Annotated in this window: 10 protein-coding genes and 1 pseudogene; 4 read left to right on the top strand and 7 right to left on the bottom strand. The window is 70.7% G+C overall.

Features of this window, described 5'->3' with window-relative positions; genetic code table 11:
• Window positions 1-308 precede the first annotated feature (308 nt).
• Window positions 309-1,328: a nitroreductase family protein gene (locus tag AB0K15_RS39250; protein WP_364062829.1), complete on the top strand. Its 1,020-nt coding sequence runs from the start codon at window positions 309-311 to the stop codon at window positions 1,326-1,328.
• A 286-nt stretch (window positions 1,329-1,614) separates the two neighbouring features.
• Here the strand turns inward: AB0K15_RS39250 and AB0K15_RS39245 are convergent, their stop codons facing one another.
• From AB0K15_RS39245 to AB0K15_RS39220, 6 genes are all read right to left on the bottom strand, one after another.
• Entirely contained in the window at window positions 1,615-1,863 is a 249-nt protein-coding gene (locus AB0K15_RS39245) for a hypothetical protein (protein WP_364062826.1), read from the bottom strand.
• Between the two features lie 65 nt (window positions 1,864-1,928).
• On the bottom strand, window positions 1,929-4,631 hold the full coding sequence (locus tag AB0K15_RS39240) for a cation-transporting P-type ATPase (RefSeq protein WP_364062823.1): 2,703 nt from the start codon (window positions 4,629-4,631) through the stop codon (window positions 1,929-1,931).
• The gene (locus AB0K15_RS39235; protein WP_364062820.1) at window positions 4,628-5,416 is read right to left on the bottom strand and encodes a hypothetical protein; all 789 of its coding nucleotides are present in this window, start codon (window positions 5,414-5,416) and stop codon (window positions 4,628-4,630) included. The genes AB0K15_RS39240 and AB0K15_RS39235 overlap by 4 nt, the downstream gene beginning before the upstream one ends.
• A 289-nt stretch (window positions 5,417-5,705) precedes the next feature.
• Window positions 5,706-6,791 (bottom strand): acetate/propionate family kinase, encoded by a 1,086-nt coding sequence (locus AB0K15_RS39230; RefSeq protein ID WP_364062817.1) that lies wholly within the window; start codon window positions 6,789-6,791, stop codon window positions 5,706-5,708.
• Between the two features lie 20 nt (window positions 6,792-6,811).
• Window positions 6,812-9,457 (bottom strand): GNAT family N-acetyltransferase, encoded by a 2,646-nt coding sequence (locus AB0K15_RS39225; protein ID WP_364062814.1) that lies wholly within the window; start codon window positions 9,455-9,457, stop codon window positions 6,812-6,814.
• Window positions 9,458-9,518: 61 nt separating this feature from the next.
• The gene (locus tag AB0K15_RS39220; protein WP_364062811.1) at window positions 9,519-9,923 is read right to left on the bottom strand and encodes an Hsp20/alpha crystallin family protein; all 405 of its coding nucleotides are present in this window, start codon (window positions 9,921-9,923) and stop codon (window positions 9,519-9,521) included.
• A 191-nt stretch (window positions 9,924-10,114) separates the two neighbouring features.
• Here AB0K15_RS39220 and AB0K15_RS39215 point away from each other — a divergent pair.
• Window positions 10,115-10,303: pseudogene (locus tag AB0K15_RS39215) on the top strand (dsRBD fold-containing protein); the annotation flags it as partial.
• Window positions 10,304-10,408: 105 nt separating this feature from the next.
• On the top strand, window positions 10,409-11,080 hold the full coding sequence (locus AB0K15_RS39210) for a hypothetical protein (protein ID WP_364062808.1): 672 nt from the start codon (window positions 10,409-10,411) through the stop codon (window positions 11,078-11,080).
• Window positions 11,081-11,823: 743 nt separating this feature from the next.
• On the opposite strand, the gene AB0K15_RS39205 is transcribed toward AB0K15_RS39210, so the two are convergent.
• Complete coding sequence (locus AB0K15_RS39205; protein ID WP_364062805.1) at window positions 11,824-13,083, bottom strand: zinc-binding alcohol dehydrogenase family protein; 1,260 nt, start codon at window positions 13,081-13,083, stop codon at window positions 11,824-11,826.
• Window positions 13,084-13,628: 545 nt separating this feature from the next.
• On the opposite strand from AB0K15_RS39205, the gene AB0K15_RS39200 reads away from it, so the two are divergent.
• Window positions 13,629-14,108 carry an ATP-dependent metallopeptidase FtsH/Yme1/Tma family protein gene (locus tag AB0K15_RS39200; protein ID WP_364062802.1) on the top strand — a complete coding sequence of 160 codons (480 nt, stop codon included), beginning with the start codon at window positions 13,629-13,631 and terminating at the stop codon, window positions 14,106-14,108.
• Window positions 14,109-14,172 lie beyond the last annotated feature (64 nt).

Below are 14,172 nucleotides of genomic sequence, written 5' to 3'. Positions count from 1 at the left end.
TGACATCCTCATCCGCCGCGCAGTGCGGCGGGGCCGAATGCGGCCGCTGCCGCCACGCCGACGCCCCCGGGCCAGGTAGGCAAACGTGCGCCGCACCGTTCGTGCCGGAAGCCAGCCTCACGGCCCGACGCGTTCCCGGTCGTGACCGCCGGCACTCCGGAGCAGTCCCCTGGCACACACGCGCTCGCCTTCCTGAGGCAAGACCGGCGAAAGTCCCTCCCACCGAGGGATTCCGACCCTGCATTCCCACGCCGTCCGGGTGACAGGGTCGAGGCGACCACCGCACGAAACGACCAGGCAGGCTCACCATGGACCGTGGACTCCCGGACGACTTCACCGTCAAGACCGCGGCAGCCATGGCCGTCCGCGCACCGTCGGTGCACAATTCTCAGCCCTGGCGCTGGGCAGTCGGCGACCGCTCGCTCCACCTCTACGCTGACCCGTCCCGGCACCTGGCCCAGACCGACCCCGACGGCCGCGACCTCCTCATCAGCTGCGGAGCCGCGTTGCACCACGCACGCGTCGGCTTCGCAGCTCTAGGCTGGCGCGCCGAAGCGCACCGCCTCCCCAATCCGGCCGAGCCGAACCACCTCGCAGCAATCGAGCTACACCGACACGAACCGTCTCCGGACGAGATCGCCCTCGCCGCCGCGATCCCGCGGCGGCGCACCGACCGCCGCCGACACAGCTCATGGTCGGTCCCCCGCGGGCACCTCGAAACACTCTCCGCCGCAGCGGCCGAGGAAGGCGTCGTCCTGCGCACCGCCGAAGACGCCGAGCGTTACTACCTGGCCGTCGCAATCCAGAAGGCCTCGAGGCAGCATCTCAACGACCCTGCCTACCGGACGGAGCTCGCGGCGTGGAGCGGACGCCACGCCGCGCCCAACGGTGTCCCCTCGCGCAGCACACCACCGCCCGACGAAACCCCAGGCACACTCCCGTCGCGCCTCTTCGCCGATCCCGAACTCGCCGAGGCACCGGCCAGCGGCGAGGACGCCGAGACGGTGCTGCTCGTCCTGAGCACCGCGTCCGACGACCGCATGTCGCGGCTGCGTGCCGGCGAGGCGACGAGCGCCGTGCTGCTGGCCGCGACAAGCTTCGGCCTCGCCAGCTGCCCGCTGACCGAACCACTGGAGATCCGCGACGTCCGGCGCATCGTCGAGGAAAAAGTCTCCGGTGGCACCTTTCCCCAGATGGTGCTGCGCATCGGCTGGGCGCCGGTCAACGCCGACCCGCTGCCCGCGACCCCGCGCCGCGACCTCGACGACGTGCTGACACCGCTCGACGCCACCGACTTGCCGGACCGCGCCGGCTACCCGTGGTGCTGACCCGGCCCGGAGCGGAGGACACCATGCCTTACTGGCATTACGGCAGAGACGGCTGGCTCGCAGTAATCCCAAGCCCACTCTGCCGAACAAGTTGCCGAAAGCGAGCTGGGCGTCATCGTGAGCGGGTACCGACGAGCCGCCGGTTCTTGAGCCTTCAAGAAGTTGGAAAGATTGTCGTAGGGGAATCCGAGGATTGTTCCACGCACGTCGTTCGTATCCGACCCGACGCGGCCACGAGCCCACACAACGATGCTGGTCATGACTTCCGCTTCGCTCGCGGCGGCGATCATTCGCTTCCGTAGCTCCGGGCGAGCTTGTTTGCCCGCTTCGGTCTTGAACCAGCTTCCGTTTTTCGGGCGCCATTCGACCTCCGCTCGCGGCGAACGCCGAGGTCTTCCCGCGCCGCCTTCACTCGTTCGGCATAGGTCGCGACCGTCGCTTCGGGAAACAAGACCGCCCCGATTCCGATCAGGTGTCCGAGTTCGGCGCGGGTCGGATTCAGTTGCTCTGAGTCGTCCGCGAAAACCAACCACATCGTCTCTCCTGAAGCATTCGCCGGATACCGGGAAGTCGCCGGCGAAGATCGGCATGTGACGATCATTACCGAATCGATTCCCGCGCCCTCGTCGGCCTCGGACGATTACGAGTGGCCCAGCGGAACAGCTCGTCAGCTCCCCACACCAGGATCGGCATCGGGAGGAGAACCAGGTACACCCAAGCGGGCAGCGCTGCCGTGCCGAAGACGTCCTGCAGCCAGGGCACGTAGATCAGCGCTGCGGCGAACAGCACCTCGAACACGATGCCGCCCAACAGCAGACGGTTCGTGGTCAGGCCGACGGCGCGCAACGATGCGTGCTCGGTGCGCGACGCGAACGCCGTCCCGATCTGGCAGAAGACGATCGCCGCGAAGCTCGCCGTCGTGGCCTGCAGGTAGGCATGGTGCAGGGCAGAGCCCGCCGTCACGTCGGCGCCCGGGTGCCAGTCCGCGGCCAGTAGCACCGCGAAGTACGCCGCGAGCACCAGGACGCCCGACAGCAGGCCCATGATCCCCCACGCGCGCAAGAGCATTCGCCCGGTGACGACGCCTTCGCGGCGGCGGCGGGGTGGCCGGGCCATCAGTCCCGGCTCGGCGGGTTCACGACCCAGGGCCAAGGCGGGCAACGTCTCCGTGCCCAGGTCGATCGCCAGGATCTGCAGCACGGTCAAGGGCAGCGGGATGGCGCCGCCCGAGATCGCGAAGAGCAGGAACGGCAGTACCTCCGGCACCGCATGCGCGAAGATGTACAGCACGAACTTCCGGACATTGTCGAACACCCGCCGGCCCTCGCGCACGCCGGCGACGATGGTTGCGAAGTTGTCGTCGGTCAGCACCACGGTCGCGGCCTCTTTGGCCACGTCAGTACCGCTCAGGCCCATCGCGACCCCGATATCGGCCCGTCTCAGGGCAGGGGCGTCGTTGACTCCATCTCCTGTCATGGCGACCACCTCGCCGCAGTCGCGCAGGGCGTCGGCGATGCGCAGCTTGTCCTCCGGGGTCGCGCGGGAGAACACGACCGCGCCGTGGCCCACGAGCGCTTCGTCGAGTTGCGGCTCCGGCATCCCCGCCAGTTCGCTGCCGTCGATCACCCGTCGGGCGTCGATGCCGACGCGCCGGGCGATCTCGGCGGCGGTCACCCCGTTGTCCCCGGTCACGACGTGCACCGTGATACCCGCCGAGTGGCAGTCCGCCACCGCGGCGGCGACCTCCGGGCGCGGCGGATCGGCCAGGCCGACCAGCGCGAGCAAGCACAGACCGCTCTCGGCTTCGGCGCGGGTGGCGGGCAGTGCCGGCACCTCTCGGCGCGCCACCGCGAGTACCCGAAGCGCCCGCCGTGCCAGACTCTCCACGAGTTCGGCGACCTCGCTCCTTCGCTCCTCCGTCAACACCACCTCGGTGCCGGACTCGCTCAATTCCGTCGTGCACAGCGGCATGACCTGCTCGGGCGCGCCCTTCGTGCCCACTACAAGAACGTCGTCGATCGCATCCACTGTGGACATTCGCTTCAGTCGGGGGTCGAACGCGTACAACGCTCGCCGGGCGGAATCCCGGGCAGGCGCCGCCACATCGACCTCCTGCTCCGCGGCGAACCGGAGCAGCGCGAGCTCAGTCGGGTCGCCCGACCCCGTGGCGACGTCGGCCGTGCTGCACCGCGCGAGCACCCGGGCAGGCACTTCAGGAGACTTGCACCCGGATCCACCCGGCCCGCGCACGTCCTCCACGTGCATCATGTTCTGCGTCAGAGTCCCGGTCTTGTCGGTGCAGATCACGGTGGTCGAACCGAGTGTCTCGACCGCTGACAGGCGTTTCACGAGCGCTCCCGCCCTGGCCATCGACCGGACCCCCACCGCCAGCGCGAGCGTGATCGTCGGCAGCAGGCCCTCCGGCACGTTGGCCACCAGGAGGCCGATGGCGAACACGAACGCGGCCGACCACGAAAGCCCCGCCATCACGCCGAGGGGCAAGAACCCGACACCCACGACGACGGCCACACCGGCGATCAGCCACGCGACCCGCCGCACCTGCCGCTCCAGCGGACTCTCCTCGTGCCCCACCCGCGCGGACAACGACGCGATCCGGCCGATCTCGGTGTGCCGACCGGTCGCGTGCACGACCACCCGCGCGGCTCCGGCCACGCATACCGTGCCACTGAAAACGAGCACCGGCGAGTCGAGAGACCGCGTGGCGTCGTCGAACGCGTCGGCTGTCCGGGTGACCGGAACCGACTCGCCCGTGAGCATCGACGCGTCCACGTCGATAGACCCGTCGACGAGCCGCGCATCAGCGGGCACTCGATCGCCCTCGGCGAGCAGGACCACGTCGCCGCGCACCAGTTCGACGGACGGGACGCGCCCGGCAACTCCGTCCCTGAGCACCTCCGCGCGTTCCGGCAGGTACTCCCCCAGCGCCTCGACGGCGCGTTCCGCGTGCTGCTCCTGGAAGAACGCGAGCAGGCCGTTCAAGAGGATCACACCCACGATGGCAACGGCCAGGTTCGTAGTGCCCGCGAACCACGCGAGGGCCGCGGCCACCCAGAGCAGCAGGGCGAGCGGGTGAACGAGCTGCCGCAGTAAGGCGAGTGGCCAGCGCCTGCCCCCTCGGTGCGGCAATGCGTTCGGCCCGTTCACCTCGAGCCGGCGCGCCGCCTCGCGTGAGGTGATCCCACCCGGGAAGGACCGGAGGTCGCGCAGCAGGAGCCCGAGTGGTTCGCGCGGGTCGATGTCGTCGTCGGGCACGGTCGTCGCCACCCGCAGATGACTGGTCATGGTGCTCCTTCGGCGGGGGTGGCGGAGCCGACGCGCACGACTGCCTGCGGGACACCGGGCAGATCCAGTGCGGCCGGGAGCCGAGCCCGCATCCCCGGCCGAAGCGTGACCGGAGTGACCACGTCCGAGGCGATCCCCGACGTGCTCGCCTCGATCCGCAGGTCGTGGACGGCAGCACCAGCCAGTACCTGGTCGTCCCAGGTGTCCTCTTCGGTGAGCACAAGCAGTGCGGACAGTCCGAAGGTCCCGAAGCCGAGCTGCCGCAGCGCCAACCCCCACTCCGGCCGTGCGGGAAGAACGGTCGCGCGCGGCCAGCAGATCCGTGCCGCGAGCTCAGCGAGCGCTCGAGGAGACACCGGTGTCGTAGTGGTGCCCGGCGGACAAGTCCGGACCCTGCACAGCGCAAGGTAGCGAGTCCAGTCCCGAGTCGTGGACAGCGCGCCACCCGCCGTTCCCAGTACCGCGACGATGTCGGGGCGATCCGCGTCATGCGGGAACGACACCATCGGCTCGATGCCCAGAACCCGCAGCACGATCCAGGCCGTACACAGCGCAGCACCGCACTGGGCGAAGGTCTCGGCCCGATGATGGCTGTCCCGGACCGGGCCCGGCAGGGCGATCACGAGGTCGTGCGGCCGCGTTTCGACGACGAATCCGCCACCCTCCAGCCAGGAGAGGGCATCCACGAGGATCGCGCGGGCGGAGTGATCCCAAGTGAAGATCGTGCCATTCATGCCGACACACGACCGCCCGTGGGGCACGCGTGGAACACCGCCGCCCGGCATGCGCCGAGCAGGGTCCGGACGTCGGCGATCGTCACCCGGTTCGCCAACCCCGCCGGTGTTGACGCGGGCGCTCCGGGCGCGGGTGCCACGAGCACCACCGGCACCCGCGCCCGCACTGCGCACACCACGCCGAATTCCCGGGCTGTGACCCCGTCACCGCCGTCGCGGACGCCCACTGTCAAGACCGGTGGGTCGGTCACGTCGTCGAGTGGGCACGACGAGTCACGCAACGGCTGGTAGAGCGGATCGCCGTCGCCGAACTTCGCTTCCCTCAGCAGTACGTGCACGTTCACCTCACTGCCGGTTGCGCCAGCACGGCCTCTGCGCCGCGGGCCAGTTCGAGTTCCTCGCGGGTGCGGACGACGAGGACCGCCGCCGCCGAGTCCGGCGCGCTGATCACGCGGTCCGCGTCGGTGCGTTCGTGAGGGGCGAGGCGCAGCCCCAGCACGCCGAGGCCTTCGGCCACGGCGCTGATGATCTCGGGCTGGTATTCGGCCACTCCGCCGGTGAAAGCGAGGGCGTCCAGCCGGTCCAGGCTCGTCGCGGCGGCACCGATCTCCCGGCGAAGCCGATGCGTGTAGACGGATACCGCCAGCAGGGCATCGGCATCGCCGTCCGCTGCGGCCGTGAGCACCGCGCCCAGATCGCCGGTGGTTCCGCTCATACCCGCGAGCCCGGACCGGTGGTAGAGCGCGTCCTCCATCTCGTCCGGGCTCATCGGCGCGGTCTTCATCACGTGCAGGAGCAGGCCCGGGTCGATCGAACCCGAGCGTGTCGCCATCGCGGCTCCTTCGAGCGGGGTGAATCCCATCGAAGTGTCCACACTGGACCCGCCACGGATCGCCGTGACGGAGACACCGGCGCCGACGTGGGCGCACACCAGCCGGAGCTCGGATTCCGGACGGCCGAGCAGCTCCGCGGTCCGGCGCACTACGTACCGACACGACAGGCCGTGGAATCCGTAGCGGCGCAGCCGGTTCTGCCGGGTCCACTCCCGTGGCAGCGGATAGTGCGCCGCGGCGTCCGGCAGCACGGCGTGGAACGCGGTGTCGAAACACGCGACGACAGGCACGCTCGGCAACAGGTCCCGCACTTGGCGCGTGACCGCCAGCGACAGCTCCTGGTGGGCCGGCGCCAGCGGCACCAGCCGTTCGAGGTTGGCCAGTAGCGATTCCGTGATCACCGCGGGTGTCTTCTGTGCTCCGCCGTGGACGAACCGCACGGCGACCGCGTCCGGCACGGGCCAGCGGTGGATGGCGTCCGGTACGGCCCCGGGGTCGGCGATCTGCCACGCCGCCCAGCCGACCGTCACGCCTTCGTGGACCATCGCAGCCTTCAGGCTCGACGAACCGGGGTTCACGGTCAGGACTCGCACGATCGTCTCCTCGAACTCGGTCAGCCGGGCAAGCGGCGCAGGTAGGGGTCGGCGGGGTTCCGGAGTTCCAGGCGCACCCGGGCGTCGATCGCCACGCAGCCGCTTTTGTGCACCCCCACCGGATTCAGGTCCAGTTCGGCGAGCTCGGGCACGACCGTCGCCAGTCGGCCGACCTTCAGCAGCAACTCGCGGACCGCGGTGCGGTCGATCCCTGACGCCCACAGGGCCTCCGAGGACCGCAGCGCGTCGAGCAGCAGATCGGCGTCTGCCCCGGTAAGCGGGGCTAGCCGCGCAGCGCGATCCGCCACCAGGTCGGCGTCGACACCGCCAAGGCCGAACACCACCAGTGGCCCGAACACCGAATCGGACTGCACACCGACGAGCAGCTCGCGTCCCCGGTCGACCATCGGCTGGATCGCGACGCCCTTGAGCGAGTCGCCGAACCTGGCAAAGAGCAGCCGGTAGGCGTCGCGGGCGCCTTCGGGCCCGTACACGTCGAGCAGGACTCCGCCGCCGGCGGACTTGTGCAGCAGCGCTTCGGCGTCGGCCTTGACCGCCAGCGGGCCGGCAAGTTGGCCTGCGATCCGCACGGCCTCGGTCTCGTCCCGGGCGTAGCGGGTGGTCACCAGTGGTATGCCCGCGAGGCGCAGCAGCTCCACGGCCGCGGCCGGGCCGAGCCACCGTTCCCCCTGCGCGACACGCGCTACGGCGAAAGCCCGCACCGCCGCGACATCTACCTCCGGCAAGTCTGGAACGTCGTTGTCCGGCCGGCGCAGCCATTGTTCGTAGCCCGCCAGCTTCGCGAGAACAGAGGCCGCGGTGGCCGGATCGTCGTAGGAAGCAGTCACACCCGGTCCGCCGGCAACGAGCGGCGCGACCCTGGCCCGCTGGCCGGGCCGGACGGCGAACACCGTCTTGGCCCCGCGGCCGACCACGCCGGCCAGTGACGTCGCCGGGTCACTGACCGCGGTCCGCACGGTGACCACGATGGCGGCGTCAACGCCGTCGTCGTCGAGCACGATCTTCAACGCCTCCGCGAAAAGCCCGGCGGGCACGGCAGCGGTGGTGTCCACGGGGTTGCGGACCGCCGCCTCGGCGGGCAGCAGTGCGCGCAGCCGCTGTCCGGTCTCCGCGGACAGGGCCGCCATCGTAAGACCCTTCCGCTCGCACGCGTCGGCGGCGAGGACACCGCCGCCACCGGCGTTGCTCAGCACGGCCACTCGGCGCCCGGCCGGCGGCGGCTGCCAGGACACCGCCGCAATCACGTCGGTCAGTTCGGCGACCGTGTCGACCGCGATGATCCCGGCCTGTTCGTAAAGTGCGTCGCGGGTCACCGCGGGAGTCGCCGCGGCCGCCGTGTGCGACGCGGCGGCGCGCTGCGCGGTCCCGCCGCTACCAGCGCGGACCGCCAGCACCGGGCGGGTCCTCGCCAGCCGGGCAGCGAGTCGAGCGAACTTGCGCGGGTTTCCGAAGGACTCCACGTACAGCACGACGACTTTCGTGCGCCGGTCGGTGGCCCACCACAGCAGCAAGTCGTTGCTGCTGACGTCGTATTTGTCTCCGGTGGACACCAGGCTCGACAGCCCCAGGCCCAGCCCGGTCAGTGCTTCAGCCAGCGCGATACCGACGCCGCCCGACTGCGTCACGACCCCGACGTCGCCTGGCAACGGCGACCGGGCGAGGAACGTGGTGTCCACCGGGAACGACGGATCAGTGGACAACACTCCGAGGCAGTTCGGGCCAACCAGGCGCATGCCGTACCGCCGAAGCGCCTCGCGTACCCGGGTGCCGGCGGAGGTGCCGGTCAGCCCGGCCGAGATCATCACCGCAGCAGATACACCGCGTTCTCCGCATTGCTCAAGCGCGACCGCGGCGGCCTCGGCGGGCAGGCAGATCACGACCAGCTCAGGGGTTTGCCTCAGTGCCGCGACCGTGGGAGTACACGGCGCCCCGAGGATCTCCGTCGCGTGAGGGTGGACCACCTCGACCAAGCCGGGGTAGCCGCGGCCAAGCAGGTTCGCCAGCACCGCGCGCCCGACCGAGTCTGCCCGCCGGCCCACGCCGATGACCGCGATGGAAGCGGGGCGGAACAGGTGCGCGAGGCTCGCTGCCTCCGCGACCTCGTCGCGGTGCGCGATCGCCTCCGGATAGTGGTCCTCGGCGTCGAGCCAGAGCGTCACCGCCCATTCGGGACCGTCGCGAGTCACCTTGTACGGAAATCCGAGGTCCGAGAAAACCTGGATCACCTGGGAGTTCTCCGCCAGTACCTCGGCGACGAACCGGGTCAGACCGGCCGCGCGGGCAGCCACCGCAAGGTGCTCGAGCAGCAGTGTGGCAACTCCGTGGGTTTGCCGGGTGCCATCGACCACCAGGGCGACCTCGGCATCCCTGGTGTCGCCGAGCTTCTCGTAATTGGCGACGCCCACGAGAGCTTCCCGCAAGAAACAGCCCACCGCGGCGTGGCCGGCGGCGGGCTCTTCCGCGATCCGTGCGGCCAGCCGGTCCATTGTGGATGGCAACGGACCGAAGAACCGAAAATAACGGTCTCTCTCGCCGAGCCGGTTGTGCAAGTCAAGCACAGCCGCGGTGTCCGCAGGGCGCAGAGCGCGCACGAGACCGACTTCCCCGTCAGCCAGCAGAGCCCGCACAGGCAGGTCCGTTCTCATGACACTCCTCCACCCCGCTGGGGTGGGCACAGCCGACGGCCGCGCTCACCGCGAGCGGCGCTCAGGCCTTGTCGACGTGGATCTTGATCTGCTTCTCGTGAGGCTGCTCGGTCACCGGCATCGTGATCTCGAGGATCCCGTTGGTGTACTTCGCGTTCACCTTCGTGGCTTCAGCGCCGGGCGGCAGGGTCATCGTGCGGCTGAACTTGCCGTAATAGAACTCGCTCCGGCCTTCGGCGGTCTCCCTGGCCTCGCGCTCCGCGGTGATCGTGAGCAGCCCCTCGTGCGCTGTCACCGAGATGTGCTTCTCCGGGTCGAAACCCGGCAGCTCTGCGCGCACGGTGTATCGACCGTTCTCAGTGGAGTCCTCGATCCGCACGGGGTTGTGCTCGGCGAACGGCCAGGGGTTGTCCAGCCAGGCGGCGATGTTCGGCAGGGCCAGACGGGACCCGGGTAGTGCAGTCATGCTCACTCCTTACGTCGCGAACTGGTGTCGCCCCCTCAGCGAACCCCGGGCGGCCCTCTTCGCGACGCTGTCGGATTGCCCGAGTGCGAAGGACGAAGGTCACCATCGCGCGACGAGGACTTGGGGCTCTGTCCGCTCCGGAGGCGGTCTGGGAGGGTCGGGCTGGAACGGAGTCGACATGACCGACAAGCCTGAGCGGTGGGCCCTCGAGGTCGAACTCGAGCACCTGCCGCACCCGCGCCGAAGCCGTCCTGCGAACGGCCGACGGCCACGAGTTCGCCGGGGTCGGCCTGGCCCACCGCACGCTCGAGGGCCTCGGGCTCGCCCACATCGCCGGCTACCTCGCAGTGGGCCGGGCACTGTCAGACCTCACCCAGGAGCTGCTGGAGGCGGAATGCCTCGCGGGCGCGGAACTTCGCCTCTGGGCAGCTACCCCGGCCGGTCGGCAGCATGACCCGTACGAGCCCGGGCCAAGGAGGCCAGTCATGAACGATGACGAGCCCGACCTGAGCACACTGAAGGCGGCGATCGCCCTCTCGGTGCGTGCGCCGTCGGTGCACAACACCCAGTCGTGGGCGTGGCGGTTCAGCGGTCACACGATCGAACTGCGCGCAGATCCCAGCCGCCGGCTGACGCGAGCGGACCCGACCGGGCGCGACCTCCTCGTGAGCTGCGGCTGTGCCCTCCACCACCTGCGCGTCGCCGCGGCGGCGCTCGGCTGGAAGGCGGAGGTGACCCGGCTGCCACCGGGCACCGACCCGGACTTGCTCGCCTTCGTCGAGCTGCGCCGACGCGAACCGTCCGACGAGGACATCGCGCTCGCCTCGGCGATCGCGAGCCGCCGCTCCGACCGGCGCCCATTCACCACGCCACCGACCGGTGACGAGCTCGCCCGGCTCGCCAACGTCGTGGCCGGTTCCGGCGCGGTGCTCGAGACCGACGCCCGCAGTGCTCTCGTCGTGGCCGCGGCGCGGGCGCACGAATTGCTCCCGTCGGCCCCGACATATCTCTCAGAGCTGGCCGCCTGGAGCGGCCACCGCTACCGGACGGACGGTGTTCTTTCCCGCAACACCGCCCCGGACGCGACGGCCATCGGCAACCGCCGCTTCGCCGCCCCCGGACTCGCTCCCGGGACCGCGCCGACAACGCGGCACTGACCGTGCTCACCACCGATGCCGACGACCACACGGCGCACCTTCGCGCTGGCGAAGCGGCGAGTGCCGTCCTGCTCGCGGCCACCCGGCTCGGCCGGGCTACCTGTGTGTTCACCGAATTCTGCGAGCTCGGTTCCGCGCGCACGGCGGGTCCGGGAAAGCATCCTCGCCGACCGGGTGCCGCAGCTGGGCATCCGGATCGGCCGCGCCCCGGCGGCGCCGCTGCCCGCCACACCACCACGCCCGTTCAGCGAGGTGGCCCGTCCGTTCGGTGAGGTCTACGGCGCAGGACTGCCGTTCCGGCGCAGCTGCGCCCTCACTGAGCCGACTCCGCGCCCAGGGGAAGGCGCGGACCGGCCGACCGCACCCGCCTCACGCCGGCTGATTCGCGCCGCGGCAGTTCACCGGCCGCGGCCTCCTTGACGGCCAGCCAGTCGGTGGGCGGGTAGACCTTGCCTTCCAGGAAGGTCTAGTCGATGCCGTAGACCGTGAGCACATGCAGTGACGTATCCAGGTGCGCCGCCTCGGCGCCCACCACGCGGCGACGGCCGTCGCCGTACCGTCAACCGCAGCGACGATCAGCGGGTTCCCGGTGCTGCGCTCGTGATTTACCACCCTTGCCTGTCCCGCCACTCCTACGCCGGAGTGACCGGAGGTACGGCGAAAGAGACACGCTCGCCACACTGTCGGTGTCGGCCGTGGTCGGGCTCTCGCCGGCCACCTCGCCGATCGGACGACGTCGGGCATCAGCAGCGACGGATGCCGGCAGTCCTCGTGCTAGGCCTGACCGCGTGCATAATCGGCGGCCGGATACCGGCGAGCCAGAACCCGCTCCCGGCCGGCTGCGCGTTCGGAAGCGTGGCGCTGGGCCTCCGGCTCACCGCGGCTGTCGAGGGAATCGGGTGTGCTGGGCGCCTTCTTCGCCCTGACGGCCGCCCTCCGGGGGCCGCCGCGGGCCACGTGCGAGCAGGGGTGCGGGCGCTGACTCGGTCAGCCCGCGTGCAGGACCGCGGCACCGGTGACTCGGTCCGCCGCGAGATCCGCCAACGCCTGCTCGGCGTCGGACAGCGCGTGGACGTGGTGCTGACCCGCAGCCGGTGCTCGGCGGCGAAAACCAGGAACTCACGCGCGTCGGCGCGCGTGTTCGCGGTGACACTCCGCAGCTGCCGTTCCTGGAACAGGTGCCGCTGGTAGTCCAGCACCGGGATGTCCGACAGGTGGATTCCGGCGATCGCGAGCGTGCCGCCCCGGTCGAGTGCCGCGAGCGCAACCGGCACCAGCTCACCGGCAGGCGCGAACAGGATCGCCGAGTCCAGCGGCTCCGGCGGTGCCTCGGCGGCGTCGCCCGCCGACGCGGCACCCAGTTCCAGCGCCAGCGTCCGGGCGTTCGGACTGCGAGTCAGCACATGCACCGTCGCCCCGCGGACCATGGCGACCTGCGCCGCCAGGTGCGCGCTCCCGCCGAAGCCGTAGATGCCCAGCCGGCCTCCCGCGGGCACCTCTGCGCGCAGCAGCGCCCGGTAACCGATCACCCCAGCGCACAGCAGCGGCGCGAGCTCCGCGTCGGCGTACCCCGCCGGCAGGTGGTGCGCGAAAGCTGCGGGCACCAGGGTGTACTTGGCGTACCCACCATCGGAGTCCCAGCCGGTGTAGATCGACGAGGCGCAGAGGTTCTCCCTGCCCGATCGGCAGAAGCGGCAGGTGCCACAGGTGCCCCGCAGCCACGCGACCCCCACCCGGTCACCGGGCCAGAACCCGCCTACCTCGCCGGGGCCGGACGCCACGACTTCGCCGACGACCTCGTGACCCGGCGTCACACCCGCACGGTGCACCGGCAGGTCGCCTTCGGCCACGTGGAGGTCGGTGCGGCAGACCCCGCACACGCGAACCCGGACCAGTAGCTCGTCGGCATCCGGGACGGGCATGGGCAACCGTGCCCACGCCATCGGCCCGCTCGCGATCGGACCGGGCGAGGTCACCCGCCAACCCCACATCTTCGCCTTCATCGCCGGTCCTCCTCTCCCACGGCACGTGTTGCCGGCCCCAGGATGACCGGGACTGCGCACACGCCACGACTTCCGCACGTCCCGCGGACCCGGGACGTTCGGCTCTTCTGCCCCGGCGCACCCGCTCGGGACAGTGGCCGGGGGACCACGCATCCAAGCCCGGTGCGCCGCGGGACCACGGCCACAGGCTGCCTGCTGCTCCTCGCGCTGCTGCTGACGTCGTGCGCGGCGGCGGCGAACCCGATGTCCGAGGGCGCACTCAGTCCCGGCTTCTGGTTCGGGCTCGTCTGCCCGAACGCCTTCGTGATGTCGCGGTTGGACAACCTGTCCGAGGTGTACAAAAGCGGCGCCTCTACGACTTCGGCTTTGTCTTCGGCATCTTGTTGGTCGCCTCGGTGATCCGAGGGCCGTCGTACACGCAGCAGCGACGTGGCCGAAAGGCGGACTGAGCGAGGTCCCGGACCGCGCGCTCCGGCCCGCCACCGACCCCTGCTCCGGCACCCGACCCCGGCAACGGCCGGGCCGGGCCGCTCGGCTGGCTCCTGGTGATCGCCGCCGTGGCCACCCTGGTGTTGATCGCGGGAATCGGACTGTGGTCGCCGCCTCCACCGGCACTCGCCTACACCGAGCTGCTGTCAAAGGTGGATGCCGATCAGGTCCGCGAGATCAAGATCGAGGGCGACGGCGCGGTCACCGGCACCTTGCGCACCGGCACCGGCTTCAGCAGCCAGCTGCCCACCGCGCTCGGCGATACGCGCCTGGAGGTCAAGCTGCGCGACAAGAATGTCGCCATCACCGGTGTGAAGAGCGGCGGTACCGCGTTCTTCAGCACCCTGCAGGGTTTCCTGCCGTTCCTGCTCTTCTTCGGGTTTCTTTGTGGGCCGGCCGTCGGGCTCAGCGCTCGCTGGGCGGCGGCACGGGCGGGCTCGGCGGTATCGGCGGGCTCGGGCGCTCGAAGGCCAAGATCATCGAGGCACAGCGGCCGACCACCCGGTTCGCTGACGTCGCCGGCTACGAAGGCGTGAAGCAGGAGATCAGCGAAGTCGTCGATTTCCTGCGCGATCCGTCCCGCTACGCAGCGGCCGGCGC

The organism is Amycolatopsis sp. NPDC049253 (genome assembly GCF_040678995.1).
Lineage (GTDB): Bacteria > Actinomycetota > Actinomycetes > Mycobacteriales > Pseudonocardiaceae > Amycolatopsis.
The sequence above is the reverse complement of the archived record's forward strand: the minus strand, read 5'-3'. Positions and strand labels throughout refer to the sequence as shown.

Coding starts and splice junctions, on each gene's coding strand:
- AB0K15_RS39250 (WP_364062829.1), top strand. CDS start 309: ATGGACCGTGGACTCCCGGACGACTTCACCGTCAAGACCGCGGCAGCC.
- AB0K15_RS39245 (WP_364062826.1), bottom strand. CDS start 1,863: ATGTGGTTGGTTTTCGCGGACGACTCAGAGCAACTGAATCCGACCCGC.
- AB0K15_RS39240 (WP_364062823.1), bottom strand. CDS start 4,631: ATGACCAGTCATCTGCGGGTGGCGACGACCGTGCCCGACGACGACATC.
- AB0K15_RS39235 (WP_364062820.1), bottom strand. CDS start 5,416: ATGCCGGGCGGCGGTGTTCCACGCGTGCCCCACGGGCGGTCGTGTGTC.
- AB0K15_RS39225 (WP_364062814.1), bottom strand. CDS start 9,457: ATGAGAACGGACCTGCCTGTGCGGGCTCTGCTGGCTGACGGGGAAGTC.
- AB0K15_RS39220 (WP_364062811.1), bottom strand. CDS start 9,923: ATGACTGCACTACCCGGGTCCCGTCTGGCCCTGCCGAACATCGCCGCC.
- AB0K15_RS39210 (WP_364062808.1), top strand. CDS start 10,409: ATGAACGATGACGAGCCCGACCTGAGCACACTGAAGGCGGCGATCGCC.
- AB0K15_RS39205 (WP_364062805.1), bottom strand. CDS start 13,083: ATGAAGGCGAAGATGTGGGGTTGGCGGGTGACCTCGCCCGGTCCGATC.